Here is a 26,033-nt window from a genome sequence, read left to right on the forward strand (position 1 = left end):
CCACCGAGGGCCCCGCCACCCTCCCTCCCGGCGGGGCCCTCCGGCCTGTCCTGGGGCCGCTTCGGCCGGTGCTCGGCCGGTGGGCGGTGCGTGGGCCACGGTCAGGCGTCCGCGAAGGGTGGCTGGGGCACCGCCGGCGGGGTCGGGGCGGGGGAGCGGTGCGTGGGTGACCGAATGCCGGGCTGGAACGGTGACCAGCTCACCGCCGCCCCGACCCGCCCCACGGGAGCGGTGCCCCAGCTACCGAACGCGCGGCCGGAACGGTAACCAGCCCACCGCCGCCCAGCTCCACCCCGCAGACCGCCGATAGTCTGCGGGCATGGCGAACCAGGCGGTCCCCGGCGAGCACGACCTGGTCCTGGTGGTCGACTTCGGGGCCCAGTACGCGCAGCTGATCGCGCGGCGGGTGCGGGAGGCGCGGGTCTACTCCGAGATCGTGCCGCACACCCTGCCGATGGCCGAGATCCTGGCCCGGGAGCCGAAGGCGATCATCCTGTCCGGCGGTCCGTCGAGCGTGTACGCCGACGACGCCCCCGGCATCGACGAGGCCGTCTTCGAGGCCGACGTGCCCGTCTTCGGCATGTGCTACGGCTTCCAGCTCATGGCGCAGGGCCTGGGCGGCGAGGTCGCGGCCACGGGGGCGCGCGAGTACGGCCGCACCGCCGTCACGGTGGCCGAGCAGGGGACGCTGCTGGCCGACGTCCCGGCGCAGCACACGGTGTGGATGTCGCACGGCGACTCGGTCACCGCGGCCCCGGCCGGCTTCGACGTGCTCGCCGCGACGGCCCAGACCCCGGTGGCGGCGTTCGAGTCGCTCGAGCGGCGCATGGCCGGCGTCCAGTGGCACCCCGAGGTGCTGCACACCGAGCACGGCCAGCAGGTGCTCGAGCACTTCCTGCACGACATCGCCGGCTGCCGCCAGACCTGGACGATGCTCAACATCGTCGAGGAGCAGGTCGAGGCGATCCGCGCGCAGGTCGGCGACGGGCGCGCCATCTGCGCGCTCTCGGGCGGGGTCGACTCCGCCGTCGCCGCGGCCATCGTGCAGCGCGCCATCGGCGACCGTCTCACCTGCGTCTACGTCGACCACGGGATGATGCGCGAGGGCGAGACCGAGCAGGTGCGCCACGACTTCGAGGAGGTCTTCGACGTCCTCGACGTCGTCGACGCCGCCGACCAGTTCCTCGGCGCGCTCGAGGGGGTGCGCGACCCCGAGGAGAAGCGCAAGGTCATCGGCCGCGAGTTCATCCGCACCTTCGAGGCCGCCCAGGTGCGGGTCTTCGGCGAGGTCGTCGACGAGGGCGCCGGCGACACCGCATTCTTGGTGCAGGGCACGCTCTACCCGGACGTCGTGGAGTCCGGCGGCGGGGCCGGCACCAGCAACATCAAGAGCCACCACAACGTGGGCGGGCTGCCCGACGACCTCACCTTCGAGCTGATCGAGCCGCTGCGCACCCTGTTCAAGGACGAGGTGCGCGCGGTCGGCGAGCAGCTGGGGCTGCCGTCGTCCATGGTGTGGCGCCAGCCGTTCCCGGGGCCGGGCCTCGGCATCCGCATCATCGGCGAGGTCACCCGCCACCGCCTCGACGTGCTGCGCCGCGCCGACGCCATCGCCCGCGAGGAGCTCACCCGCGCCGGCCTCGACCGCGACATCTGGCAGATGCCGGTGGTGCTGCTCGCCGACGTCCGCTCGGTCGGGGTGCAGGGCGACGGCCGCACCTACGGCCACCCCGTCGTGCTGCGGCCGGTGACCTCCGAGGACGCCATGACCGCCGACTGGGCCCGGTTGCCCTACGACCTGATGGAGCGGATCTCGACCCGCATCACCAACGAGGTCGCCGACGTCAACCGGGTCACCGTCGACATCACCAGCAAGCCGCCCGGCACCATCGAGTGGGAGTGACGCCGGGCCGGCTCGGCCGGTGAGCGGTGGTGGTGCGCGCGGTCAGCGCCGGTGGACGCCGGGCGCGACCGTGCGCAGGTCGCGCAGGCTCACGCCGGTGGTGCTGAGCGTCAGGAACCGGCCGTCGCGGGGCCGGGCGACCACGGTGAAGACGCCGCCGCCCTCCTTGAAGATCACGGCGCGGTCGCCGTCGAGGGTGGTCGTGCCGACCCGGTCGCCCCGGGTCCACTTGGGGCCGAAGTCGTCGGCCGGGCGCCAGTTGAGGCTGAGCGCGGCACCGTCGGGGCCGACGTAGTACAGCTTCTCGTCGGCGGGCTTGTTGCCGACCGGGGCGACCCAGCCGTCGGCCTCGAGCGTGGCGTAGGCGGTGCGGCTCACCTGGCCGGCGAGGTCGGCGAGCTGGTTCTCGTCGAGCGTGGTCGAGCCGAGGGTGAGGAAGTGGTCGTTGACCCACGGGCCGACGGCGGTCGGCAGGCCCTGGAAGACGTAGATCGGCGAGCGGTCGCCGTCCATGGTGGTGGCGCCCGAGCGCTCGCCGATCGTGTACGGCCCCCGCTCGGTGCCCCGCGGGTGCCAGGCGAGCGTCACGGTGTCGGCGCCGTTGCGGTAGGCCACGCTGCCGTCGGACGGGCCGTCGCCACGCACCGCCGTCCAGCCGGGCGCCCGCAGCCGGGCGTAGCTGAACCGCTGGTGCTCGACGGGCTGGTCGGCGCGGGCGGACGCCGACGCCGGGGACGCCGTGGTGCCGGACGCCGGCGCGGCGGTCGCGGCCGGGGCGGCGGCGAGGGCGCCGGTCAGCGCGACGCCGGCGAGCGCGGCGGCGGCGAGGGTGCGGGTGGAGCGGGCGGAGCGGGTCATGTGGTCCTCCTGGTTCGGGTCGGGAGCGGTCCGAGACGATCGCTCCCCGAGGTAGGAGACGCAGCCCGACGCGGATCCGTTACAGCCGGTGGCCGATCTCGGCGAAACTCTCGGCGCTTTCTCAGGCGTGTGACCGGGATACCCCTCGGTGGGTCTTGTGTGGCGCCGGGTGGCGCGCAAGTGTGGCGACATGGCTGAGTACACCCTCCCGGACCTCCCGTACGACTACTCCGCGCTCGAGCCCCACATCTCGGGCGAGATCATGGAGCTGCACCACAGCAAGCACCACGCGACCTACGTCAAGGGCGCGAACACCGCCTTCGAGCAGTTCGCCGAGGCGCGTGAGAACGAGTCGTTCGGCGCGATCGGCACCCTGGAGAAGAACCTCGCCTTCCACCTCGGCGGGCACCTGAACCACTCGGTCTTCTGGCCCAACATGAGCCCCGACGGCGGCGACAAGCCCACCGGCGAGCTGCAGGCCGCCATCGACGACCAGTTCGGCTCCTTCGACGCCTTCCGCGCCCACTTCGAGGCCAACGCGCTCGCCGTCCAGGGGTCCGGCTGGTCGATCCTGACCTACGACAGCATCGGCAAGAAGCTCGCGATCGTGCAGCTCTACGACCAGCAGGGCAACGTCCCGCTGGCGCTGGTCCCGCTGCTCATGCTCGACATGTGGGAGCACGCCTACTACCTGCAGCACAAGAACGACAAGGCGACCTACGTCAAGAACTGGTGGAACGTCGTCAACTGGGACGACGTGCAGCAGCGCTTCGGCCGCGCCCAGTCGCAGACCCAGGGCCTCATCGTCCCCTGACGACCCGCCCCCCGCGTCCCGGACGGCGCCCGCCTGGCCTCAGGCGGGTGCCGTCTCGCGTCGTGGCTCGCTGCGCAGCCGCGCCATCACCGGCGTCGACGCGATGCCGTGGACGACGACCGACAGCGCGATCGTGAAGCCGACGGTCGACCAGAGCCAGGCGGCGTCGGGCACGTCGGTCTCGCCGGTGGCCCACGCGAGGTAGTAGAGGCTGCCGACGCCGCGCACGCCGAAGAACGCCGTCGCGAGCCGGCCGCGCGCGTCGAGCCCACCCGGCTCGGGGGCGCGGCGCGGCCGCACCGCCAGCGCCACCCACCCCGCCAGCGGCCGGACGACGACCACCAACGCCAGCGCCACGGCCACGCCGCGCACGTCGAGGGCGGCGAGCAGCCCCGACGACAGCGAGACGCCGAGCAGCAGCAGCACCACCAGCGTCAGCAGCCGCTCGAGCCGCTGGACGACGTCGTGCATGTCGCGGTGGTAGTCGTGGCGGTGCTCGGCCGCGCGGACCGCCATCCCGCAGGCGAAGACGGCCAGGAAGCCGAACCCGTGGGCCAGCTCGGCGGCGCCGTACGCCGTCAGGAGCGCGGCGAGCGCGACCAGGGGCTCACCCTGCTCGGCGAAGCGCAGCGACTCGGCCCGCGCCCGGAACATCAGCGCCCCGAGCCCCCGGCCCACGACGACCCCGACGAGCACGCCGACCACGATCTCGACCACGAGGTAGAGCCCGACGAACTCGACCGCGCCGCTGACGAACGACCCGCCCGCCAGCACGATCAGGGAGAGGTGCACGAACGGGAAGGCGAGGCCGTCGTTCAGGCCGGCCTCGGTGGTCAGGGCGAAGCGCACCTCGTCGGAGTCGGTCGAGACGGTCGCGTCGCGCGCGTAGGGCACCTCGTCGGGTGCGTCGTCGGCGATCGACGACCCGGGTCCACCGACGCGCACGTCGGAGGCCAGCACCGGGTCGGTCGGCGAGAGCACCGCTCCGAGCAGCAGTGCGGACGCCGGCGCGAGCCCGAGGGCCGCCCACCCCAGCAGCGCCACCAGCCCGATCGAGACCGGCATCGCGACCAGGAGCAGGCGCCAGGTGGGCGACCACGACCGCCAGGTCGAGGGACGCAGCAGGTCGAGCGGCCGGTCGATGGCCAGCCCGACGCCCATCAGCGCCACGATGACCGTCAGCTCGGTGACGTGCTCGACCAGCGCGCGGTCCTGCTCGCGCGCGACGTCGACGACCAGTCCCTCCCCGAGCGGCGTCAGCCCGACCACGACTCCGACCAGCAGCAGCACCAGCGCCGGCGAGACCGCCACCCGACGCAGCAGGGTCGGCAGCACCACGGCGAGCAGCAGCGCGACACCGGCGAGCAGGAAGTGACCCTCGGCGCTCACCTGGGGCCGGGGGTGCGGTCGGGCGCGACGGCAGGCCGCGACGGGGTGCTCATGGGTCGATCGTGGGGGGTCGCGCCTGCCGCCCGCGCCGACCGACCGGGTGGGACGGCGTCCTGAGGGCCACAATCACCCGCGTAGGGGAACGAATGTGACTACCGTGACGGCATGCGCCCAGTCCCCGCGCCACCCCAGCGCGCCCGAATCCTCCGCTCCGCCGCGATCGTCGCGGTCGCCTCGCTCGCCCTGGCCCCCGTGGTCGCCGAGGCGCGCAGCATCAAGGGGACGCCGGGCGCCGACCGCATCAACGGCACGCCGCAGGCCGACACCATCACCGGGCTGGCCGGCAACGACACGATCTACGGCAACGGCGGCATCGACACGATCAACGCCGGCGAGGGCAACGACACCGTCTACGGCGGCGGTGGCAACGACCGCATCGACCTGGTGGCCGGCAACGACAAGGCCGATGGCGGCCCCGGCAACGACACCGTCAGCGGCGGGCTCGGCAACGACCGCCTGATCGGCGGCGACGGCCTCGACCGCCTGACCGGTCTGGCCGGCGACGACAGCCTCAGCGGCGGAGCCGGCAACGACACCCTCGAGGGCGGCGAGGGCGAGGACCGCCTCGACGGCGCCGCGAGCGACGACACCCTGAACGCCGGCAACGGCAACGACACGATCATCGGCGGCCCCGGCAGCGACGACGCGCTGGGCCTCGGCGGCAACGACACCATCAACGGCGGCGACGACGGCGACCGCGTGCTGCGCGGCGACGCCGGCAACGACCGCATCGATGGCGGCGGCGGCAACGACGAGATCCAGGGCTCGAGCGGCAACGACCGCGTCTTCGGCTCCGAGGGCAACGACTACGTGCAGGGCGGCCCCGGGCTCGACCGGGTCTACGGGGGAGACGGTGGCGACCAGCTCGACGGCGACGAGGGCGACGACTTCATCGACGGCGGCGCGGGCGACGAGTCGTGCCCCGGTCTCGGCCCCGGCGTCGACAACGTCTGCACCAGCTTCCCGGCCACGGGCGGCGGCATCAACATCACCGGCGACGCGGGTGACGACGTCATCTATCCCGGGCCCGGCGTCGACAACGTCTTCGGCGAGGAGGGCGCCGACACCATCGTCGCGGTCGACGACGGCGTCTACGACCGGCTGTTCTGCACCGACAGCGGCGTCCCGCTCTCGTCGGGCGACCGCATCGTCTACGTGGGCGGCCGCGACCAGCGCGACGAGATCCGCAACTGCGGCCCCCGCGGCGGACCGCAGGACGTGCAGGTCGAGGTCATGACCTCGCAGCAGTTCCTCGACGACCCGAGCATGGTCTACCCCGACACCGGCGAGCACCTGCCGCTGCCGACCGGGGCGCCCGCGCCGCGGAGGGCGACGCCGTCCGGGCTGGGGGCGCTCCGCCTGTTCTGAGCCTCAGACCTCGTCGTCGGGGATGACGTGGACGGCGGCCTCCTCGGCCGACGCTGCGGCGCCGTCGATGCCGACGTCGTCGCCCACGAGGTCCTTCTCGGTGTCCTCGGTGAGGCCCTGGTCGGGCGCCACGAGGCGGCCGGCGCGCTCGTCGCCGACCTCGCGCAGCTCGTCCTGCTCGTCGATGCCGGTCAGCAGGGCCGTGTCGGCGGCGGTGCCGGGGTGCGCCCGCACCTCGTCGAGCTCGGCCTCGGCGGCGCCGAGCTCGTCGGGCTCGGGCTGCTCCTGGGCGAGCCGCTGCTCGAGGGTCTCGCCGGTGGCCTCCTCGTAGGGCGTGTTGCCGAAGCCCTGCGCGGCCGACCAGCGCTCCGGAGGGGAGTAGCCGCGGTCGAGCTCGTCGTCGACGTCACCCGGCCCGCCGTCCGTGCCGAGGGTGTCCTCGGCGGGCATCTGGTCCTCGTCGTCGGTGCTGTAGGTGCCGTACTCGCTCACCTTGCCAGCGTAGGTCGGTGAGGTGGTGCTGCGAGACCACCCGAGGGTGGACGCCGGCCCGCCCGCCGACCACCAGGGACGGGCCGGGCCGGCGCCTGGTCTCAGGCCTTGGAGCGGTTGAAGATGCTGTAGCCGCCGGGCCCGATGAGCAGGCCGACGACGATGCACACGATGCCGAGGAGCAGCTGCTCCTGGAACAGCTGCACGATGCCGAAGATGACCAGGGCGACGGCCAGGATCCACAGGATGAAAGCCATGGGACGGCTCCTTCTGGGTTGGGGGTGACGCCCCCGGGGAGCGGTGCTGGGGGCGGTCCACCGTCCCGCTGCTCACCTTCGGGTCACCACACCCGCAGGTGGGAAGCCCCCCACCCCCTTGGTCGAGCAGGCCGAGCGTCTGCGCGAGGCCGTCGTCGAGACCCCGGAACGTCAACGCCAACCCGACCCGCACGGACCCTGAGCTTGTCGAAGGGCACCCCGCGCGAACGTCCGCGTGGAGGGCCGGTGGTCTCGACGGCCCTCGTTCCTCGCTGCTCGACCACCGGAGACCCCCGGTGGTCGAGCAGGCCGAGCGTCTGCGCGAGGCCGTCGTCGAGACCCCGGAACGTCCACGCGAACCCGACCCGCACGGACCCTGAGCTTGTCGAAGGGCACCCCGCGCGAACGTCCGCGTGGAGGGCCGGTGGTTTCGACGACGCTCGTTCCTCGCTGCTCAACCACTGGGTCGCCGTCCTCCGGTGGTCGAGCAGGCCTGAGCGTCTGCGCGAGGCCGTCGTCGAGACCCCGGAGCGTCAACGCCAACCCGACTCCACGGACCCTGAGCTTGTCGAAGGGCAGCCGCGCGTGAACGTCCGCGTGGAGGGCCGGTGGTTTCGACGACGCTCGTTCCTCGCTGCTCAACCACCGGGGTCGCCGTCCTCCGGTGGTCGAGCAGGCTGAGCGTCTGCGCGAGGCCGTCGTCGAGACCCCGCACCGTCCACGCGAACCCGACCCGCACGGACCCTGAGCTTGTCGAAGGGCACCCCGCGCCAACGTCCGCGTGGAGGGCCGGTGGTCTCGACGACGCTCGTTCCTCGCTGCTCAACCACTGGGCCGCCGTCCTCCGGTGGTCGAGCAGGCCTGAGCGTCTGCGCGAGGCCGTCGTCGAGACCCCGCACCGTCCACGCGAACCCGACCCGCACGGACCCTGAACTTGTCGAAGGGCACCCCGCGCGAACGTCCGCGTGGAGGGCCGGTGGTCTCGACGGCGCTCGTTCCTCGCTGCTCGACCACCGGAGACCCCCGGTGGTCGAGGAGGCGGACGTCCCCGCGGCTGGTCGTCGGGTCAGGCGTAGAGGGTGGTGCGCTCGCGGACGGGGCGGCCGATGCCGGCGCCGATCTCGACCAGCTCCTCGACGGTCTTGGCCGAGCCGTGCTCGGAGCCGGCCATGCGCGAGATGGTCTCCTCCATCAGCGTGCCGCCGAGGTCGTTGGCGCCCGAGCGCAGCATCAGGCGGGTGCCGTCGACGCCGAGCTTGACCCACGAGGTCTGGATGTTGTCGATGCGCCCGTGCAGCATGATCCGCGCCATCGCGTGCACCGCGCGGTTGTCGCGCTCGCTCGGGCCGGGCCGGGCCACGCCGGCCAGGTAGATCGGCGCGGAGGTGTGCACGAACGGCAGCGGCACGAACTCGGTGAACGCGGCCGCGCCGTGCTCGCGGGCGGCGTCCTGCACGCCGGCGAGCAGCCGCAGGTGGCCCACCCAGTGCCGCGGGTGGTCGACGTGGCCGTACATCATCGTCGACGTCGTGGGCAGGCCGACGCGGTGCGCGGTCGAGACGACGTCGACCCAGGTGCGGGTGGGCAGCTTGCCCTTGGTCAGCACCCAGCGGACCTCGTCGTCCAGGATCTCCGCCGCCGTGCCCGGCAGCGAGCCGAGGCCGGCCTCGCGGGCCTTGATGAGGAAGTCCTCGATCGACAGGCCGGTGCGCGCGGTGCCGTTGACGACCTCCATGGGGCTGAAGGCGTGCACGTGCAGGTCGGGCACGCGCTGCTTGACCGCGGTGACGAGGTCGAAGTAGGCGTCGGCGGGCAGCTCGGGGTCGATGCCGCCCTGCATGCAGACCTCGGTGGCGCCCAGCCGCGCGGCCTCCTCGGCCCGGTCGGCGACCTGGTCGAGCGAGAGCGAGTAGGCGTCGGCGTCCGTGCGCCGCTGAGCGAAGGCGCAGAACCGGCAGCCGACGTAGCAGACGTTGGTGAAGTTGATGTTCCGGTTGACCACGTAGGTGACGTCGTCGCCGACGACCTCGCGGCGCAGGTCGTCGGCCAGTCCGCACACCTGCTCGAGCAGGTCGCCCTCGGCGGTCATCAGGGTGAGCGCGTGCTCGTCGCTCAGCGCACCCGGGTCGCGCTCGGCGGCGGCCAGCGCGTCGCGGCCCTCGGCGTGCAGCACCGCGGGGACGCCGGTGGTGCTGGCGGCGTCGCGGACGGCGTCCCAGTCGCCGTAGACGTCGGCGAAGTCGGAGCGCCGGTCCTCGGTGCGGCCCTCGGTGTCGACCGCGGCGTGCAGGTCGGTGCGGCCGACGGCGGCGAACCCACCGTCCGGCTCCTGCCAGGGCAGCCCGACGGGCCGGACGTCGGGCGTCGCGAGACCGTCGTCGGTGGCCAGCGCCGCCACGTGGCCCGAGACGCGGGGGTCGAGCCACGGCTCGCCGGCGCGCACGTACTCAGGGTGCACGGTCAGGCGCGGGCGCAGCTCGAAGCCGCACTCGGCGGTGATGCCCCGCAGCCGCTCCAGCGAGGGCCACGGTCGCTCGGGGTTGACGTGGTCGGGCGTGAGCGGCGAGACGCCGCCCCAGTCGTCGACACCCGCGCCGAGCAGCGCGCGGCACTCGGCGAGGTCGACGAGGTTCGGCGGGGCCTGCACCCGCATCCGCGGACCGAGCACGAGCCGGGTGACGGCGATGGCCGCGCGGTACTCGTCGAGGCCGAGGTCGTCGGCGTGGCGCATCGCGGTGTCGGGCTTGGCGCGGAAGTTCTGGACGATCACCTCCTGCAGGCCGCCGTACTGCTGGGCGACGCGGCGCAGGGCGAAGACGGTCTCGGCGCGCTCGAGGCGGGTCTCGCCGATGCCCACGAGCAGCCCGGTGGTGAAGGGGACGGCGAGCCGCCCGGCGTCCTCGAGGGTGCGCAGCCGCACCGCGGGGTCCTTGTCGGGGGAGCCGAAGTGGGCCTCGCCGCGGGTCTCGAACAGCCGCCGGGACGTCGTCTCGAGCATCATGCCCATCGACGGCGAGACGGGCTTGAGCCGGTTGAGCTCCTCCCAGCTCAGGACGCCGGGGTTGAGGTGGGGGAGCAGGCCGGTCTCCTCCAGCACCCGCACGGCCATGGCGCGCACGTAGGCGAGCGTGGAGTCGTAGCCGCGCTCGTCGAGCCACGCGCGGGCCTCGGGCCAGCGGTCCTCGGGGCGGTCGCCGAGGGTGAACAGCGCCTCGAGGCAGCCGAGCTCGGCGCCGCGGCGGGCGACGTCGAGGATCTCGTCGGGCGACATGAACGGCTCGCGGCCCTCGCGTCGCGCCTGGGCCGGCGTCTCGACGAAGGTGCAGTAGTGGCAGCGGTCGCGGCACAGCCGCGTCACCGGGATGAACACCTTCGGCGAGTAGGTCACCACGCCCGGCCGGCCGGCGGCGGTCAGGCCGGCGTCGCGCACCTTCGCGGCGGCGGCGCACAGCCGGTCGAGGTCGTCACCGACCGCGGCGAGCAGGACGGCGGCCTCCTCGACGTCGAGCCGCGCCCCCCGCTCGGCGCGGGCCAGCGACCGTCGCACCTGCTGGGGTGTGGGCGTGGGCTCCTCCACCTGCGTGCTCATCGCGTGCCACGGTAGCCGCGGCCGGGGTGGTGGACGTCGGTCGGCCCACCCCTCGACCGCTGCCGCGACAGGTCCCGGGGTCGTCGGCCACGGACCCTGGGCTCGTCGAAGGGCCCTTCGACAGGCTCAGGGTCCGTGTGGCCGCATCTGCGTGGTGCTCACGCGGTCTCGAGGCTCGGCCGTGACCGGTCTCGCACCTCGACCACCGTCAGACGACCGCCCGCTACGCGGGGACGGGGGTGCGGCGCGCCGGGTCGTCGGTGGGGTCGTCGGGCTCGAGCGGCCGGTTCTCGGCGTCCAGGCGGCTCGGCCACCAGACCTTGCCGCCGAGGTCGACGTTGAGCGCGGTGACCAGCACCGACCGCACGATCATCGTGTCGAGCAGGACGCCGAGCGCCACCGCGACGCCCAGCTCGGCCAGGAAGACGACCGGCAGGCTGCCGAGCACCAGGAAGGTCGCGGCGAGCACGAGACCGGCCGAGGTGATGACCCCGCCCGTGGACGACAGCGCCACCAGCGAGCCGCGCCGGGTGCCGTGGTTGACCGTCTCCTCGCGCACCCGGGTCATCAGGAAGATGTTGTAGTCGATGCCCAGGGCGACCAGGAAGACGAACGCGAACAGCGGGAACCCCGGGTCGGAGCCGGCGAAGCCGAAGACGTACTCGAACAGCAGCGCCGAGATGCCCAGCGCGGCGCCGAAGGAGAGCACGACGGTGCCCATCAGCAGCAGCGGGGCCACGAACGCGCGCAGCAGGCCGACCAGGATCAGGAAGACCACGATCAGCACGATCGGGATGATCACGACGTTGTCGCGGTTGGCGGCGATCTTGGTGTCGAGGTAGAACGCCGACCCGCCGCCGACCAGGGCGTCGGCGCCGTCGACCTCGTCGACGGCGTCGCGGGCGGCCTCGACGGTCTCGAACGCCGCGGGGGAGGAGACGTCGTCCGCGATGACCGCCTCGACGTAGGAGCGCCCGCCGCCGATCTCCTGCGGCGGCTGCGGCGCCCCGAGCCCGTCGACGCCGGTGAGCGCGTCGCTGACGCGGCCGATGGCGGCGGTGTCGGCGACGACCTGCACGGTGTTGGAGTTGTCGCCCAGGCCGTGCTCCTCGAGGATCCGCTGGCCCTTGATCGAGTCGAACTCCTTTGTGTACGTGTCCTCGGTCGACAGGCCGCTGGCGCTGAGCTGGGTCAGGCCGAGGCAGGCCAGCAGCAGCAGGCCGGCCGTGACCACCCACACCGCGCGCGGGCGGGGGGCGATGCGGCGTCCGACCCGGGCCCAGAAGCCGCTCTCGGTGGGCTCCTCGGAGCCGAAGACCGGACGCTTCGGCCAGAAGACCCAGCGGCCGCACACCACCAGCAGCGCCGGCAGCAGGGTGACCATCACCAGGTAGGTGACGCCGATGCCGACCGCGTTCACGGGGCCGAGGCCGGCGGTCGAGTTGAGCTCGGCGAAGACCAGGCAGAGCATGCCGACGACGACGGTGGCCGCGCTGGCCAGGATGGCGGGCGCCGCTCGGTGCAGCGCCACCGCCATCGCCTCGTGCCGGTCGTCGTGGCGGCGCAGCTCCTCGCGGTAGCGCGCGGTGAGCAGCAGCGCGTAGTCGGTGCCGGCGCCGATGACCAGGATGCCGAGGATGGCCTGGCTCTGGCCGTTGACCGTGAGCCCGGCGTACTTCGCCAGCAGGTAGACCACGCCGCCCGAGACGCTGTAGGCGACCACCGCGCTGATGATCGGCAGCAGCCACAGCACCGGGCTGCGGTAGGTGAGCAGCAGGATGACGATGACCACCAGGAGCGTGATCAGGATGAGGTTGGTGTCGATGCCCTCGAACGCCTCGGCGGTGTCGGCGGCCTGGCCGCCGAAGCCGGCCAGGTGCACCGTGACGCCGTCCAGCTGCGCGATGTCGCGCACCTCGTCGGCGGCCTCGGGGATGTCGTTCCAGCCGTTCTCGCCGAAGTTGAAGGTGAGGTAGGTGTAGGCGGCCTTGCCGTCGTCGGAGACCAGCTGGAAGGGCAGGCCCTGCTGGCGGGCGAGGTTCGGCGAGAGCGCGCCGGCGTCGGTCACTCCGTCGATCTGTGCGATCCGCCCGGCCTGCTCGTCCATGGCCGCGAGGTCGTCGTCGGTGAGGCCGCCGGCGCGCTCGTAGACGACCAGGGTGGGGATGTCGTTGGGGTCGACGGTGTCGGAGAGCTCCTCGAGCACCCGGGTCGACTCGGCCGACTCGGGCAGCCACGAGGAGGCCTCGTTGTTCTGGACGTCGACGAGCTTTGAGCTGAGCGCACCGAAGACGCCGAGCGCGACGACCCAGAACACGACGACGATCCACTTCACGCGGGGTCCGGCGAGCGAGCCGGCGAGCTGACGGTGCATGGCGGTGACTCTTCCGTGGTGGGGGTGTGCCCGGCATCCGGGTTTCCCCCGACCGACCCCCGGACGTCCCCGAACTCATCGCGGAGCGGGCGGTGGTCTGGTCCGGCGCCCGTCGGAGGGGTCTGAACCGTGCGCCCCGGGGCTGGTGGGGGGCCGCGCGCGGTGCCACAGTGCGGCCATGTTCCCCGGCACCTGGGCCGCGACGTCCCCCGACAAGCCCGCACTGGTGATGGCCGGGTCCGGCCGCACCCTGACCTACGCGCAGCTGGACGAGCGCAGCCTGCGGCTGGCCAACCGGCTGCGGCAGGCGGGCCTGCGCCGCGGCGACGTCGTGGCGATGATCGTCCCGAACACGCCGGAGGTCTACGAGGTCTACTGGGCGGCCCTGCGCTCGGGGCTCTACGTGACGGCGGTCAACCACAACCTCGGCGCGGCCGAGGCGTCGTTCATCGTGCGCGACTGCGGCGCCCGGGCGCTGGTCGTCTCCGCCGACAAGCGCGACCTCGTGGCGGGCCTCGACGTCGACGTCGAGGAGCGGCTCGCCCTGGGCGGCGCCGTCGAGGGGTACGACGACTACGAGACGGCCCTGGCCGCGGCCGGCGCCGACCCGCTGCCGGAGCAGCCCCACGGCGACGACCTCCTCTACTCCTCGGGCACGACCGGGCGGCCCAAGGGCGTCAAGCAGCCGCTGCCCGACTTCGACGTCGACCAGCCGGGCTACAAGTACGTCACGATCTTCGGCGGGCTCTACGGCTTCGACGACGCGACCGTCTACCTCTCACCGGCGCCCGCCTACCACGCGGCCCCGCTGCGCTTCGGCGGCGTCGTCCACGCCCTCGGCGGCACCCTGGTGATGATGGAGCGCTTCGACGCCGAGGCCTTCCTCGCCGCCGTCGAGCGGCACGGCGTCACCCACACGCAGCTGGTGCCGACGATGTTCGTGCGGATGCTCAAGCTCGCCGACGACGTCCGCGAGCGGCACGACCTCTCCTCGCTGCGCTGCGTGGTGCACGCGGCCGCGCCGTGCCCGGTGGCGGTCAAGCAGCGGATGATCGACTGGCTCGGGCCGATCGTGCACGAGTACTACGCCTCCACCGAGGCCAACGGGGCCACGATGATCTCGGCGGAGCAGTGGCTCGAGCACCCCGGCTCGGTGGGTCTGCCGCTGATCGGGACGCCCCACGTCTGTGCCGACGACGGCACCGAGCTGCCGGCCGGCGAGGTCGGCACCCTCTACTTCGAGCGCGCCGAGTTCGACGGCGCCCCGTTCGCCTACCACAACGACCCCGAGCGGACGGCGGCCACGCAGCACCCGCGGCACCCGAGCTGGACGACGATCGGCGACGTCGGCTACCTCGACGACGAGGGCTACCTCTACCTGACCGACCGCAAGGCGTTCATGATCATCAGCGGCGGGGTGAACATCTACCCGCAGGAGATCGAGGACCTCTTCGCGCTGCACCCGGCCGTCGCCGACATCGCCGTGCTCGGGGTGCCGGACGACGACATGGGGGAGCGGGTCGTCGCCTTCGTGCGCCCGGCCGACGGCGTGGTGGCCGACGACGCCCTCGCGGCCGAGCTGACCGCCTACGCCCGCGAGCGGATCGCCCGCTTCAAGGTGCCGCGCGAGTTCGTCTGGCGCGACGAGCTGCCCCGCACCCCCACCGGCAAGATGGTCAAGGGCCGGCTGCGGGAGGAGTACGCGGGCGGCGCTACGGCGTCCTGACCGCCTGCAGCGTGTAGGTGAATGGCACCCGCCACGGCCGGTCGGCCAGCCGCCACTCGCCGCCGTCCAGCTTCTCGGTGTAGCCGGGCAGCGCGTCCCACGGCGCGCTGTCGTGCTCGGCGAACCCGGTGATCGTCATCCCGTGGTCGAGGACGGCGGTCAGGATCTGCCCGACGCCGTGGTTCCACTCGTGGGTGGTGACGTGCTCGAACTCGACGTCGGTCTCGACGTAGGTGCCGCCCTCCTGCCAGACCGTCGGCTCGGCGCGCTCGACGTAGGGGTGCTCGACGGTGACGAGGCCGTCGGGACGGGCGTCGCCGAGCGACCACAGCACCGGGTGGCCCTCGCGGATGAACAGCCGCCCGCCCGGCTTGAGCAGCCGCGCCACCGTGGCCGCCCAGCGGTCCACGCTCGGCAGCCAGCAGAGCGCGCCGATGCCGGTGTAGACGAGGTCGAACGAACCCTCCGGCAGCACGTCGGCGGCGTCGTACACGTCGGCCTCGACGAAGTCGACGTCCGCCCCGCTGGCCGCGGCGAGCTCTCGGGCCCGCTCGACCGAGGCCCCGCTGAAGTCGAGGCCGGTCATCCGGGCGCCGAGCCGGGCCAGCGAGATCGTGTCGGTGCCGATGTGGCACTGCAGGTGGACGCCGCGCAGCCCGCCCACCTCGCCGAGCCGGGGCAGGTCGAAGCGCACGACGTCGGAGAGGAAGCCGGGGTCGGTGTGGAACCGCTCCAGCGCGTAGTCGGGCGACGCGGCGTGGGCCGGCGCCCGCTCGTCCCAGGTGGCGCGGTTGAGCTGCAGGTACTCCTCGGACATGGCGGCGAGGCTAGCGGCGGGCCCTTCGACGGGCTCAGGTCCGGGTGTCAGAGGCCGAGGGTGCGGCCGATGATCTCCTTCTGGATCTCGGTCGTGCCGCCGTAGATCGTCTGGATGCGCGAGTCGACGAACGCCTTGGCGATCGGGTACTCGTTCATGTAGCCGTACCCGCCGAACAGCTGGACGCCGCGGTCGACCACCTTGGTCTGCAGCTCGGTCGTCCACCACTTCGCCATCGAGGCCAGCTGGGTGTCGGCCTCGCCCGCGTTCAGCCTCGTCACGCAGTCGTTGACGAAGACGCGCGCGATGTGCACCTCGGTGGCCATCTCGGCGAGCAGGAACCGGTTGTGCTGGAACTTGCTGATCGGCCGGCCGAACGCCTGCCGCTCCTTGGCGTAGTCAAGGCACAGCTGCAGCACGTGCTCCATCGCGGCGACGGCGATGGCGGCGATGCTGATGCGCTCCTGCGGCAGGTTGACCATCAGGCTGATGAACCCGCTGCCCTCCTCGCCCAAGAGGTTCTCCTTGGGCACCTCGACGTTGTCGAAGAACAGCTCGGCGGTGTCCTGGGCCTTCATGCCGACCTTGTCGAGGTTGCGGCCCCGCTCGAAGCCCGGCATCCCGCGCTCGACCACGACCAGGCTGATGCCCTGGTGCCCGGCGTCGGGGTCGGTGCGGCACACGACGATGACGAGGTCGCTCATGATCCCGTTGGAGATGAACGTCTTCGACCCGTTCAGCACGTAGTGGTCGCCCTTGTCGACCGCGCTGGTGCGGATGCCCTGCAGGTCGGACCCGGCCCCCGGCTCGGTCATGGCGATCGCCGAGATCAGCTCGCCGCTCACCAGCCCGGGCAGCCAGCGCTGCTTCTGCTCCTCGGTGCCGAGCTGGCTGATGTAGGGGACGATGACGTCGTTGTGCACGGGGAACCCGAGCCCGCTCGCGCCGACCTTCGAGATCTCCTCGGCCAGCACCATGTTGTAGCGGAAGTCCTTCATGCCGGCCCCGCCGTAGGCCTCGTCGACGTCGAAGCAGAGCAGTCCCACCTCGCCCGCCCTGCGCCAGACCTCCCGGCTGACCTGTCCGTCCTTCTCCCACTGCTCGTGATGCGGCACGACCTCCTTGTCCAAGAAGGCGCGGGCGCTCGCCCGGAAGTCCTCGTGCTCCTGCTCGTAGATCGACGGGGATTGCGGCACGTCGTCCTCCGCTGGTGGGCTCGTGGGTCGGTCGGTCGACCATGACACTACTACTGTCACGGTTGTCGCGTGGTCGGCAGTTTCACCACTTAAGTGGTGAAACTCCCGGTTCTGCGACGAAGGTTCGTCGAACAACCCGCAGTTTCGTCGTGAGGAGCTCGGTGCCGGCTCCCCGTTAGTCGGAATTCGGGTGGCCAAATGTCGCGCAACCGTTCACAGGCCGGCCTCGCGTCGCGGTTCTCCACAGCCGCAGCGCCGCCTGGGTAACGAGCACCCGCACACGGCAACGGTCTGCCGCATGAACCTTCCAGCCACCTCGGTCACCCACCTGTGCGACTCGTACGGCGTCCTGCTGCGACGCGATGCCGTGCTGTGCGGCGTCGACGACAAGGCACTCGCGCGACTGGTCGACGCCGGAGTGCTCGTCAAGCTGCGGCACGGTGCCTACTGCCTGCGTGCGGTCTACCTCGCCGCCGACCGCGCCGAGCGACACCGGCTGCTGTGCCGGGCCGTGATGAAGCAGTACGCCGACCACGTCGCGTTGTCGCACGCCAGCTCGTGCGTCGTCCAGGGCGGACCCGAGTACGGCCTCGACCTCGGCCGTGCCCACATCACCCACCTCACTGGTGGCGGGCGGCCGACCCTCCGGTTGCGACATCATCTCGGCGAGTGCCGCGTGAACGACCTCAGACGGCAGCACGGGCACTGGCTCACCACGCCCGCGCGCGCCGTGCTGGAGGTCGCGACGTCGGACGGCGTTGAGGCCTCGCTCGTGCAGGCGAACCACTTCCTCCACGCCGAGGAGACGACGCTCGACCACCTCCGGCAGTGCTTCGAGACGCAGACGTTCTGGCCCAACTCGCTGCGGCAGCACCCGGTGCTGCTGCTCGCCGAGCCCAAGGTCGAGTCAGTGGGGGAGTCTCGCTGCAGTTACGCCTTCTTCGCCCAAGGACTCTCGCGACCCGAGCCGCAGTTCGAGGTGATCTACCCCGACGGGACCGTCGCCGCTCGCGTCGACTTCGCGTGGCCGCATCGCGGCGTCATCGTCGAGTTCGACGGCCGCGAGAAGTACCACCGCTTCCGCAAGCAGAACGAGACTCTCGAGGAGATGGTGATGCGGGAGAAGGCCCGCGAGGACCTCATCCGTCGGCTCACCGGTTGGACCGTCGTCCGCGTGGTGTGGAACGACCTGGACCACCCGGTGCACCTGGCCAATCGCATCCGACGGGCGATGGCCGGCCTCGCCGCCTGACCGTTCAGGGCTGGCGTCGTCGTCCCGACGAAACTGCGGGTTCTGCGACGAAGGTTCGTCGGAGAACCGGGAGTTTCACCACTTAAGTGGTGAAACTGCGGCCGTGCCCGTCAGCCGAGCCACTCCTTGACCTGGGCCACGGTGGCGGCGGGGTCGTCGGAGGCGGGCATGACCTGGAGGTGGGTGATCCCGGCCTCGCGGAAGGCCTCGATCCGCTCCTTGACGTAGGACTCCGGCCCGACGAGGTTGCCGGCCTCGAGCCACTCCCGCGGCACGAGCGCCTCGGCCTCGCGCTTCTTGCCCGAGAGGTAGAGGTCCTGGATCTCCTTGGCCTCCTGCTCGTAGCCGTAGTGGCAGGCGAGGTCGTTGTAGAAGTTCTTGCCCCGGGCGCCCATGCCGCCGACGTAGAGGGCGTAGAGCGGGCGGGCGAAGTCGAGCAGCGCCTTGGTCTCCTCGCCCTCGCCGATGGCGAGCATGCCGCCGGCGGTGGCCTGCAGCGGCTCGAGGTCGGGGGAGCGCTTGGCGCGGCCCTTGGCGAGCGCGTCGCCCCAGACCGAGGCGGCCTTCTCGGGGTGGAACAGGTGGGGGATCCAGCCGTCGGCGAGCTCGGCGGTCATGGCCACGTTGGCCTCGCCGAGGGCCGCGACCCAGATCGGGACCGACGCGCGCTCGGGACGGGTGAGCAGCTTGAGCGGCTTGCCCAGCCCGAGGCCCTGGTCCTCCGGCAGCGGGAGGGTGAAGCTGCGGCCGCTGTGCTCGAGCGGCTCACGACGCATCCCCTGGCGGACGATGTCGATGACCTCGCGGGTGCGACCGAGCGGCCGCTCGTAGGGCAGACCGTGGAAGCCCTCGATCACCTGCGGTCCGGAGGCGCCCAGGCCGAGGACGGCGCGGCCGGCCGAGACGTTGTCGAGGCCGGCGGCGGTCTGCAGCAGGGCACCCGGGGTGCGGGAGAAGACGTTGAGGATGCCGGCGCCGATCTGCACCGTCTCGGTCTTGGCCGCCAGGTAGCCCATCAGCGTGGGGGAGTCGAAGCCGTAGGCCTCGGCGACCCACACCAGGTCGAGCCCGGCGCGCTCCAGGTCGGTCACCTGGTCGGCCGCGGCGCGCGGGTTGCCGTCGTACATGAGCATCGTCGAGAGCTTCACGTGGCGCACGCTAGCGTCACCGCCATGACGCATCGCATCGCTGTGATCGGCGGCACAGGCCCCCAGGGCAAGGGTCTCGGCTACCGCTTCGCCCGCCACGGCCACACCGTGGTGCTGGGTTCGAGGTCGGCCGAGCGGGCCGAGGCCGTCGCCGCCGAGATCAACGAGCGGCTCGACGAGCCCACGGTCTCCGGCGCCGACAACGCCACCGCGCTGCAGGACGCCGACATCGCGCTGCTCGCCGTCCCCTACGACGGTCACGACGAGCTCGTCGCCTCCCTCGCGGACGGTCTCGACGGCATCATCGTCGTCTCGTGCGTCAACCCGCTCGCGTTCGACAAGGCGGGTCCGCACGGCCGCGTGGTCGACGGCGGCGAGGGGTCGGCGGCCGAGTCCGCACAGCGCCTCGCCCCGGGCGCCCGCGTCGTCGGGGCCTTCCACCACGTCTCGGCGGTCACCCTGTTCGGCGAGCAGGACTACCTCGACGAGGAGGACGTGCTGGTCTGCGGTGACGACCGCGAGGCCAAGGACGTCGTCATCGAGCTCGCCCGCAGCGTCACCGGCCGCGACGGCGTGGACGCCGGCCGGCTGCGCCTGGCTCGCCAGCTCGAGCCGCTCACGGCCGTGCTGATCTCGATCAACAAGCGCTACAAGACCCACTCCGGCGTCCGGATCTCCGGGCTCGACCACTGACCTCGGCTCGAGGTCTCGAGGCTCGGCCGTGGCCGGCCCCGCACCTCGACCACCGTGGACGCCGCCAGACGGACCCTGGGCGCCACGGACCCTGAGCCTGTCGAAGGGCCGCCCTCCGACGAGCGCTCGCTACGCGTCCCCGTGCCACGACCGCCACAGCGCGGCGTAGGAGCCGCCGGCGGCGACCAGCTCGTCGTGCGAGCCCAGCTCGCTGATGACGCCGTCCTCGACGACGGCGACCCGGTCGGCGTCGTGGGCGGAGAACAGCCGGTGGGCGATCGCGATGACGGTACGGCCCTCGAGCACGGCGGCGAGCGAGCGCTCGAGGTGCCGCGCGGCGCGGGGATCGATCAGCGACGTCGCCTCGTCGAGGACGAGGGTGTGCGGGTCGGCCAGCACCAGCCGGGCCAGGGCGATCTGCTGCGCCTGCGCGGCGCCGAGCACGCGGCCGCCCGACCCGACGACGGAGTCGAGCCCCTCGGGCAGGGCGTCGACCCACTCCAGGGCGTCGACGGCGTCGAGGGCGGCGCGCACCTCGGCGTCCCCGGCGTCCTCGGGCGCGGCGAGGATCAGGTTCTCGCGCAGGGTGCCGACGAAGACGTGGTGCTCCTGGGTGACGAGGGCGACGTGGCCGCGCAGGTCGCCGAGCGGCAGCTCGACCAGGCCGACGCCGCCGACGGTGACCGACCCGGTGCGCGGCGGGTGGATGCCGGCCAGCAGGCGGCCGAGCGTCGACTTTCCGGCGCCCGACGGTCCGACCATCGCGACCCGCTCGCCCGCGGCCACCTCGAGGTCGACGCCGTGCAGCACGTCGCGACCCGGCACGTAGGCGAAGCGGACGTCGTCCGCGGCGAGGTCCTCGCCCACCGGCTCGCGCCCGGTGGCCTCGCGGTCGTCGGGCACCTGGGCGACGCCGAGCAGACGCGCCAGCGACGCCGCGCCCTGCTGCAGCTCGTCGAGGATCGAGACGATGCGGTCGACCGGGTCGATGAGCATCTGCACGTAGAGCACGGCGGCGGTGACGTCGCCGAGCGAGACCGAGCCCTGCATGTACAGGTAGCCGCCGAACAGCAGGGTCAGCACGGTCGGCACCAGGTAGGCGATCTCCATGCTCGGGAAGAACACGGTGCGCAGGTGCAGCGTGTAGCGCTCGGCCTCGTAGGACTCGACGATGTCGTCGTCGATCGCGCGCACGCGCTCGTCGCCGAGGCCGAGCGCCTCCACCGTGCGGGCGCCCTCGACGGTCTCGGTGAGCGTGGCGTTGATGCGTGAGTACGACGCCGACTCCCGCAGGTAGCCGGCCTTGGCGCGGGCGAGGTACCAGCGCAGCCCGACCACCAGCGGGGGGACGCCGACGAGCACCGGCAGCGCCACCCACCAGCCGACGCTGACCGCCGCGGCCAGGGTGAGGACGGCGGTGACCACCGCGATCGTCCACTCCGGCAGGGCCCAGCGCACCGACCAGCCGAGCTGCTCGACGTCGCGGTTGGTGCGGGTCAGCAGGTCACCGGAGCCGGCCGACTCGACCACGCCGACGGGCAGGTCGAGGGCGTTGGCGACGAAGTCCTCGCGCAGCTCGGCCAGCACCTGCTCGCCGAGCACCTGGCTGACGAGCCGGGCGTAGCGGGTGAGCACGGTCTGGGCGACCAGGAAGCCCGCGAGCAGCAGGATCGTGCGGTCGACGGCACCGAGCGTCGTCCCCTCCTCGACCGCCTCCACGAGCCCGCCGAGCAACCGCGGGGCGGCCAGGCCGGCCACGGCGGCCAGCACGTGCAGCCCGAGGGCACTGACGACCAGCCGCGGGTGCCGCCGGAGCAGCCCGACGGCGTACCGGCGCAGGGAGGGACCGTCGGCGACGGGGAGGGCGGTGGTCGCACTCATCGCGCTGACACCTCCTCGCGGTCCTCGCGGGTCACGACGGCGCGGTAGGCCGGCACCTCGCGCAGCAGGTCGGCGTGGGTTCCCACCGCCACGACCCGGCCCTCCCGCACGAACGCGACCTCGTCGACGGCGTCGAGCAGCAGCGGGCTGCTCGTGGTGACGACGGTCGTGCGGCCGGCGCGGTGGGCGCGCAGCCGGGCCGCGATGCGGGCCTCGGTGTGCGCGTCGACCGCCGAGGTGGGCTCGACCAGCACCAGGACCTCCGGGTCGGCCGTCAGCGCCCGGGCGAGCACGAGCCGCTGGCGCTGGCCCCCCGAGAAGCTGCGGCCGCGTTCGGTGACGACGGTCTCGAGGCCGTCGGGGAGGGCGTCGAGGATGTCGTCGGCCGACGCCGTCCCGAGCGCCCGGTCCAGGCGACCGCCCGAGCCCGCGCCGGTCGTGTCGAGGCGGTCGGCGAGCCGACCCGAGAACAGCGTGGCGCCGGTGTCGGACACGAGGATGCGGCGACGCACCTCCTCGCGCGGCAGCGCCGTGAGGGGAACGCCGCCCAGCGTCACGTCGTCGTCGGGCTCGGGGGCGGTGAGGCCGAGCCGGTCGGCCAGCAGGGCGGACTCCTCGGCCGGCTCGCTCACGACCGCCGTGAGGCAGCCGGGGCGCACCCGCAGGCCCGACCGGGCGTCGGCGAGCTCGGTGAGCGGGGGCGGCGGGTCGACCGGGGTGGCGGGCTCCACGACGTCCGGCTCGAGGACCAGCAGGCGGCAGACCCGGGCCGCGGAGACCCGGGCGCGGATGAACTTGTTGGCGTACTCGGTGGCGGTGCGCAGCGGGATCATCAGGAACGCCGAGTAGCCGTAGAACGCGACGAGCTCGCCGGGGGTGATCCGGCCCTCGACGGCGTAGCGCGCGCCGAGCCAGACCACCACGACGACGAACAGCCCGGGCAGGAAGACCTGCAGGGCGTCGAGCAGCGACTGCACGCGCGCGACCTCGACGCCGGCGCGGCGGGTGGCCTGCGACTCGCGGCGGTAGCGGCCCAGGAAGACCTGCTCGCCGCCGATGCCGCGCAGCACCCGCAGGCCGCCGACGATGTCGGTGGCGGTGTTGGACAGCTGGCCCATGAGGTGGCGCTGGTCGGCGCTGCGCTTCTGCAGCGGCGAGAGCAGCGGGCCGATGAGCAGCATCAGTCCGGGGACGCCGAGCAGCACGACCAACCCCAGGGTCACCGAGGTCTGCAGCAGGATCACCGCGACCAGCACGAACGAGACGACCGCGCCGCTGAAGCGGGCCGAGACGTCCATGACCTGGCCGAGGTGGGAGATGTCGCTGCTGCCGATCGCCACGACCTCGCCGGTCGAGACCTTGCGCGGCAGCGTGCCGCCGAGGTGGACGGTGTGCCGGCCGGTCAGCTGCACGGTGCGGTAGGCGGCGGTCAGCCAGTTCGTCACGGCGAAGCGGTGCCGCATGATGCCGCTGAACGCCTGGGTGAGGCCGATGGCCAGCATCAGCCCGGCCAGCCACAGCAGGACCGACCCGTCGCGGGCGGCGACGCCGTCGTCGATGGCGCGCCCGATCACCGCCGGCATCACGGCCTGGCTGCTCATCCAGACGATGCCGAACGCCATCCCGCCCAGCAGCGTGCGCCACTGCCCCTTCGCCAGCCACCAGATGAACCGCAGCGGGGAGCGGTGGTCGGCGGTCCCGGGGTGGTCGAGGGGCAGCCGCTTCACCGCTCGAGGCTACGGACGCGACCGGCGGTTGATCCATTCGTTATCGGCCACCGACCCCACGGACCCTGAGCCTGTCGAGGGGCACCCCCCAGGCGAACGTTCGCGGGGAGGGCCGGTGGTTTCGACGACCCCTTCGACAAGCTCAGGGTCCGTGTGGGGACGTCGGCGTCGGAGGGCCGGCGGTCCCGAGGCTCGTCGCCAGGGCTCCTCGCACCTCGACCAGCGTCGCGAGGTGACGATGGTCGAGGTGCGAGGCCGGCCACGGCCGAGCCTCGAGACCGCGGGAGGTCAGGGCTCAGCCGGCGAGGCCGGCGACCACCTCGGCGCCGGGGAGGTCGGCGAGGAGGGCACCGGCGACCAGCAGCTTCGAGCGGCGCACGCCGGAGCCGATGACGGCGACGTCCATGGCGACGACGCGGTCGTCGAGCAGCAGTCGCCAGCCGGCGGGCAGCCCGACGGGGGTGATGCCGCCGTGCTCCATGCCGGAGTCCTCGACGGCGCGGTCGACGGGCAGGAACGAGCACTTGCGGACGTCGAGCAGCCGCTTGACCCGGTTGTTGACGTCGGCGCGGGTGTCGGCCCGCACCAGGCACGCGGCGACCCGCTCCTCGCCGTCGCGGCGTCCGGAGACGACGACGCAGTTGGCGCCGGTGTCCATGCCGAGGTCGTAGGCCTCGGCCATCGCGGCGGTGTCGGCGACCTCGGGGTCGATCTCGACGACGCCGACCGCCCCGGCGTGCGGCCACCCGGCCAGCGCGGTGGCGACGGCGGGGGCGAGCAGGTCGGGGCGGTCGAGGGCCGGGACGGTGGTGATCCGGCCGAGGGACGGGGTCGGGGCGCTCACCGCCCCATCGTGCTCTCCTCGCCCTGCCAGCCGACCTGCCGGGTGCCGACGTGGCGCCGGTCGCGGGCGATCAGCCCGACCAGGCCCGCGACGCCGGCCAGCACCCACGGCACCGGCAGCAGCCACCGGATGTCGCCGCCCTCGACGACGTCACCCACGATCAGCGCCCAGGTGACCACGAGGCCGGCGAAGGCGACCCCCATCACCAGGTGCCCGATGCTGAGCGGGTGGCGGTGGCCGGGGCGGGCGGCGTCCGCCTCGGGCAGGACGGCGGTCTCCTCGGGGGCGCCGGGGGCGCCGGGGCTGCCGAGGGGCTGGGTGGGCTCGCTCATCGCGGGGTGTCCTCTCCACGCAGGACGACGATCTCGCCGAGGTCCAGCGAGACGTCGAGGGTCAGCTCGGGGGCGTCGGGTCCGGCGTCGTCGGTGACGGTCGACAGGCCGGACTCGTCGTAGCGGGTGCCGAAGACGGTGCGCTGGCCGGCCTGCAGGTCGGAGCGGACGACGACGTCGACGTCGGGCGGCACGGTGACCTCGATGCGGCCGGCGAAGTCGAGGTCGACCTCGACGGTGCGGCCGTCGAGGTTCTCGGGGTCGACGACGCGGCTGAGGTCGAGGTCGATCTCGCCGACGGTGAGGGCGTAGCGGTCCTCGACCGCCGCCGCCGTGGCGGGCGTCGCCTCCAGCCGGCCGGCGTCGACCTCGTGGGCGACCGTCGCGCCGGCGGTGGCGACGCTGGCGACCAGGCCGAGCAGGATGAGCCCGCCCGGCCGGCCCCAGAACGCGCCGAGCACGAGCAGCCCCGCGGTGACGCCGAGGGCGAGCGCCGGGTAGGCCGACGGCGCGACGTCGGCGCCGGCGAGGTCGGCGCTGCCCAGCGCACCGAGCCCGGCGGTGATCAGCGCGACCGCGTACCAGAACAGCACCGGTCCGGTGCGTCGCGGACGCCGCGGCGGGGCGACGCTGCGGGCCTGGGCCCGCGCTGCCTCGGCGTCGAGACGGTGGACGTCGTCGAGCGTCGAGGGCGCGGGGGCGTGGGGATGGCCGGGGTGGCCGGAGGGATAGGCGGAGGGGTAGGCGGAGGGGTACGTGGAGGCCGGGACGGCGGGGCCCCAGTCGTGCTCGCGCCGCCGTCCGCGGTCGCGGGCCAGCAGGACGACGAGCACGACCGCGCCGACGAGCACGAGCGGCCACGGCGGGCCCCACCCGCCGAGGCTGTCGCCGAGCAGCGCGAGCGCCGCGAGCACGGCGACCAGCGCCAGCGCCACGCCGCGGTTGCGCTCGTCAAGGCGCAGGGTGGCCTCGTCGCGGTCGTCGTAGGGCACGAGCAGCCAGATCGCGACGTAGACGAGCAGGCCGGCCCCGCCGAAGAAGACGAGCACGGCGAGCGTCACCCGCGGGATCACCGGGTCGACGTCGAAGTGGCGGGCCAGGCCGCCCGCGACGCCGGCGACGTGGCGGTCGCCGCGGCTGCGGCGCAGCCGGCCGAGGTCGCGGAGCTCGTCGCGGCGCGGTCCGGGGCCGGGCGGCGGGGGCGCCGTCGGGCCGGGTGGGGCCTGGGGCGGCGGGGTCGTGGTCATGGGCACCAGCCTGCTGTCCGCGGGACCGCGCCACCATCGGGGACGCCCCTGATCTCGGCGCCGTCG

20 protein-coding genes are annotated in these 26,033 nt (G+C 73.2%); 6 read left to right on the plus strand and 14 right to left on the minus strand.

Features of this window, described 5'->3' with window-relative positions; translation table 11 throughout:
- Window positions 1-319 precede the first annotated feature (319 nt).
- Complete coding sequence (guaA, locus tag ABEA04_RS10390; protein ID WP_345457947.1) at window positions 320-1,903, plus strand: glutamine-hydrolyzing GMP synthase; 1,584 nt, start codon at window positions 320-322, stop codon at window positions 1,901-1,903.
- Between the two features lie 42 nt (window positions 1,904-1,945).
- On the opposite strand, the gene ABEA04_RS10395 is transcribed toward guaA, so the two are convergent.
- Window positions 1,946-2,761 (minus strand): hypothetical protein, encoded by an 816-nt coding sequence (locus ABEA04_RS10395; protein WP_345457950.1) that lies wholly within the window; start codon window positions 2,759-2,761, stop codon window positions 1,946-1,948.
- A gap of 190 nt (window positions 2,762-2,951) precedes the next feature.
- On the opposite strand from ABEA04_RS10395, the gene ABEA04_RS10400 reads away from it, so the two are divergent.
- Entirely contained in the window at window positions 2,952-3,575 is a 624-nt protein-coding gene (locus ABEA04_RS10400; RefSeq protein WP_345457953.1) for a superoxide dismutase, read from the plus strand.
- Between the two features lie 39 nt (window positions 3,576-3,614).
- Here ABEA04_RS10400 and ABEA04_RS10405 read toward each other — a convergent pair whose 3' ends face one another.
- Window positions 3,615-4,964, minus strand: a complete 1,350-nt coding sequence (locus tag ABEA04_RS10405) for a cation:proton antiporter domain-containing protein (protein ID WP_345457956.1) — start codon at window positions 4,962-4,964, stop codon at window positions 3,615-3,617.
- A gap of 165 nt (window positions 4,965-5,129) precedes the next feature.
- On the opposite strand from ABEA04_RS10405, the gene ABEA04_RS10410 reads away from it, so the two are divergent.
- The gene (locus ABEA04_RS10410) at window positions 5,130-6,392 is read left to right on the plus strand and encodes a calcium-binding protein (protein ID WP_345457959.1); all 1,263 of its coding nucleotides are present in this window, start codon (window positions 5,130-5,132) and stop codon (window positions 6,390-6,392) included.
- 3 nt (window positions 6,393-6,395) lie between these two features.
- Here the strand turns inward: ABEA04_RS10410 and ABEA04_RS10415 are convergent, their stop codons facing one another.
- The 4 genes from ABEA04_RS10415 to ABEA04_RS10430 all read right to left on the minus strand — a co-directional run bounded on the left by ABEA04_RS10415 (window position 6,396) and on the right by ABEA04_RS10430 (window position 13,104).
- On the minus strand, window positions 6,396-6,884 hold the full coding sequence (locus ABEA04_RS10415; protein ID WP_345457962.1) for a DUF5709 domain-containing protein: 489 nt from the start codon (window positions 6,882-6,884) through the stop codon (window positions 6,396-6,398).
- A 101-nt stretch (window positions 6,885-6,985) separates the two neighbouring features.
- A complete protein-coding gene (locus ABEA04_RS10420) occupies window positions 6,986-7,141 on the minus strand; it encodes a GPGG-motif small membrane protein (RefSeq protein ID WP_345457965.1) in 156 nt (51 codons plus the stop codon).
- 1,066 nt (window positions 7,142-8,207) lie between these two features.
- Window positions 8,208-10,730, minus strand: a complete 2,523-nt coding sequence (locus ABEA04_RS10425) for a bifunctional FO biosynthesis protein CofGH (RefSeq protein ID WP_345457968.1) — start codon at window positions 10,728-10,730, stop codon at window positions 8,208-8,210.
- 223 nt (window positions 10,731-10,953) lie between these two features.
- On the minus strand, window positions 10,954-13,104 hold the full coding sequence (locus ABEA04_RS10430; protein ID WP_345457971.1) for an MMPL family transporter: 2,151 nt from the start codon (window positions 13,102-13,104) through the stop codon (window positions 10,954-10,956).
- Window positions 13,105-13,282: 178 nt separating this feature from the next.
- Between ABEA04_RS10430 and ABEA04_RS10435 the strand changes: the two genes are divergently transcribed.
- Window positions 13,283-14,830: an acyl-CoA synthetase gene (locus tag ABEA04_RS10435; protein ID WP_345457974.1), complete on the plus strand. Its 1,548-nt coding sequence runs from the start codon at window positions 13,283-13,285 to the stop codon at window positions 14,828-14,830.
- Here the strand turns inward: ABEA04_RS10435 and ABEA04_RS10440 are convergent.
- The gene (locus tag ABEA04_RS10440) at window positions 14,817-15,647 is read right to left on the minus strand and encodes a class I SAM-dependent methyltransferase (protein ID WP_345457977.1); all 831 of its coding nucleotides are present in this window, start codon (window positions 15,645-15,647) and stop codon (window positions 14,817-14,819) included. The genes ABEA04_RS10435 and ABEA04_RS10440 overlap by 14 nt on opposite strands.
- Window positions 15,648-15,694: 47 nt before the next feature.
- A complete protein-coding gene (locus tag ABEA04_RS10445) occupies window positions 15,695-16,843 on the minus strand; it encodes an acyl-CoA dehydrogenase family protein (RefSeq protein WP_345457980.1) in 1,149 nt (382 codons plus the stop codon).
- A 298-nt stretch (window positions 16,844-17,141) separates the two neighbouring features.
- On the opposite strand from ABEA04_RS10445, the gene ABEA04_RS10450 reads away from it, so the two are divergent.
- The gene (locus ABEA04_RS10450; RefSeq protein ID WP_345457983.1) at window positions 17,142-18,095 is read left to right on the plus strand and encodes a type IV toxin-antitoxin system AbiEi family antitoxin domain-containing protein; all 954 of its coding nucleotides are present in this window, start codon (window positions 17,142-17,144) and stop codon (window positions 18,093-18,095) included.
- 110 nt (window positions 18,096-18,205) lie between these two features.
- Here the strand turns inward: ABEA04_RS10450 and ABEA04_RS10455 are convergent, their stop codons facing one another.
- Window positions 18,206-19,243, minus strand: coding sequence for an LLM class F420-dependent oxidoreductase (locus tag ABEA04_RS10455; RefSeq protein ID WP_345457986.1), 1,038 nt, complete (start codon window positions 19,241-19,243; stop codon window positions 18,206-18,208).
- Window positions 19,244-19,267: 24 nt separating this feature from the next.
- On the opposite strand from ABEA04_RS10455, the gene npdG reads away from it, so the two are divergent.
- Window positions 19,268-19,936 (plus strand): NADPH-dependent F420 reductase, encoded by a 669-nt coding sequence (gene npdG, locus ABEA04_RS10460; protein ID WP_345457989.1) that lies wholly within the window; start codon window positions 19,268-19,270, stop codon window positions 19,934-19,936.
- 129 nt (window positions 19,937-20,065) lie between these two features.
- Here the strand turns inward: npdG and ABEA04_RS10465 are convergent, their stop codons facing one another.
- From ABEA04_RS10465 to ABEA04_RS10485, 5 genes are all read right to left on the minus strand, one after another.
- Complete coding sequence (locus ABEA04_RS10465) at window positions 20,066-21,817, minus strand: ABC transporter ATP-binding protein (RefSeq protein WP_345457992.1); 1,752 nt, start codon at window positions 21,815-21,817, stop codon at window positions 20,066-20,068.
- The gene (locus tag ABEA04_RS10470) at window positions 21,814-23,544 is read right to left on the minus strand and encodes an ABC transporter ATP-binding protein (RefSeq protein ID WP_345457995.1); all 1,731 of its coding nucleotides are present in this window, start codon (window positions 23,542-23,544) and stop codon (window positions 21,814-21,816) included. The genes ABEA04_RS10465 and ABEA04_RS10470 overlap by 4 nt, the downstream gene beginning before the upstream one ends.
- Window positions 23,545-23,839: 295 nt before the next feature.
- Window positions 23,840-24,388 (minus strand): YbaK/EbsC family protein, encoded by a 549-nt coding sequence (locus ABEA04_RS10475; protein ID WP_345457998.1) that lies wholly within the window; start codon window positions 24,386-24,388, stop codon window positions 23,840-23,842.
- Window positions 24,385-24,720, minus strand: a complete 336-nt coding sequence (locus ABEA04_RS10480; RefSeq protein WP_345458000.1) for a hypothetical protein — start codon at window positions 24,718-24,720, stop codon at window positions 24,385-24,387. The genes ABEA04_RS10475 and ABEA04_RS10480 overlap by 4 nt, the downstream gene beginning before the upstream one ends.
- Entirely contained in the window at window positions 24,717-25,967 is a 1,251-nt protein-coding gene (locus tag ABEA04_RS10485) for a PspC domain-containing protein (RefSeq protein ID WP_345458001.1), read from the minus strand. Before ABEA04_RS10485 ends, ABEA04_RS10480 begins: the two co-directional genes overlap by 4 nt.
- Window positions 25,968-26,033: the final 66 nt, after the last annotated feature.

It is taken from the genome of Nocardioides marinquilinus, assembly GCF_039543705.1.
Classification (GTDB): domain Bacteria; phylum Actinomycetota; class Actinomycetes; order Propionibacteriales; family Nocardioidaceae; genus Nocardioides; species Nocardioides marinquilinus.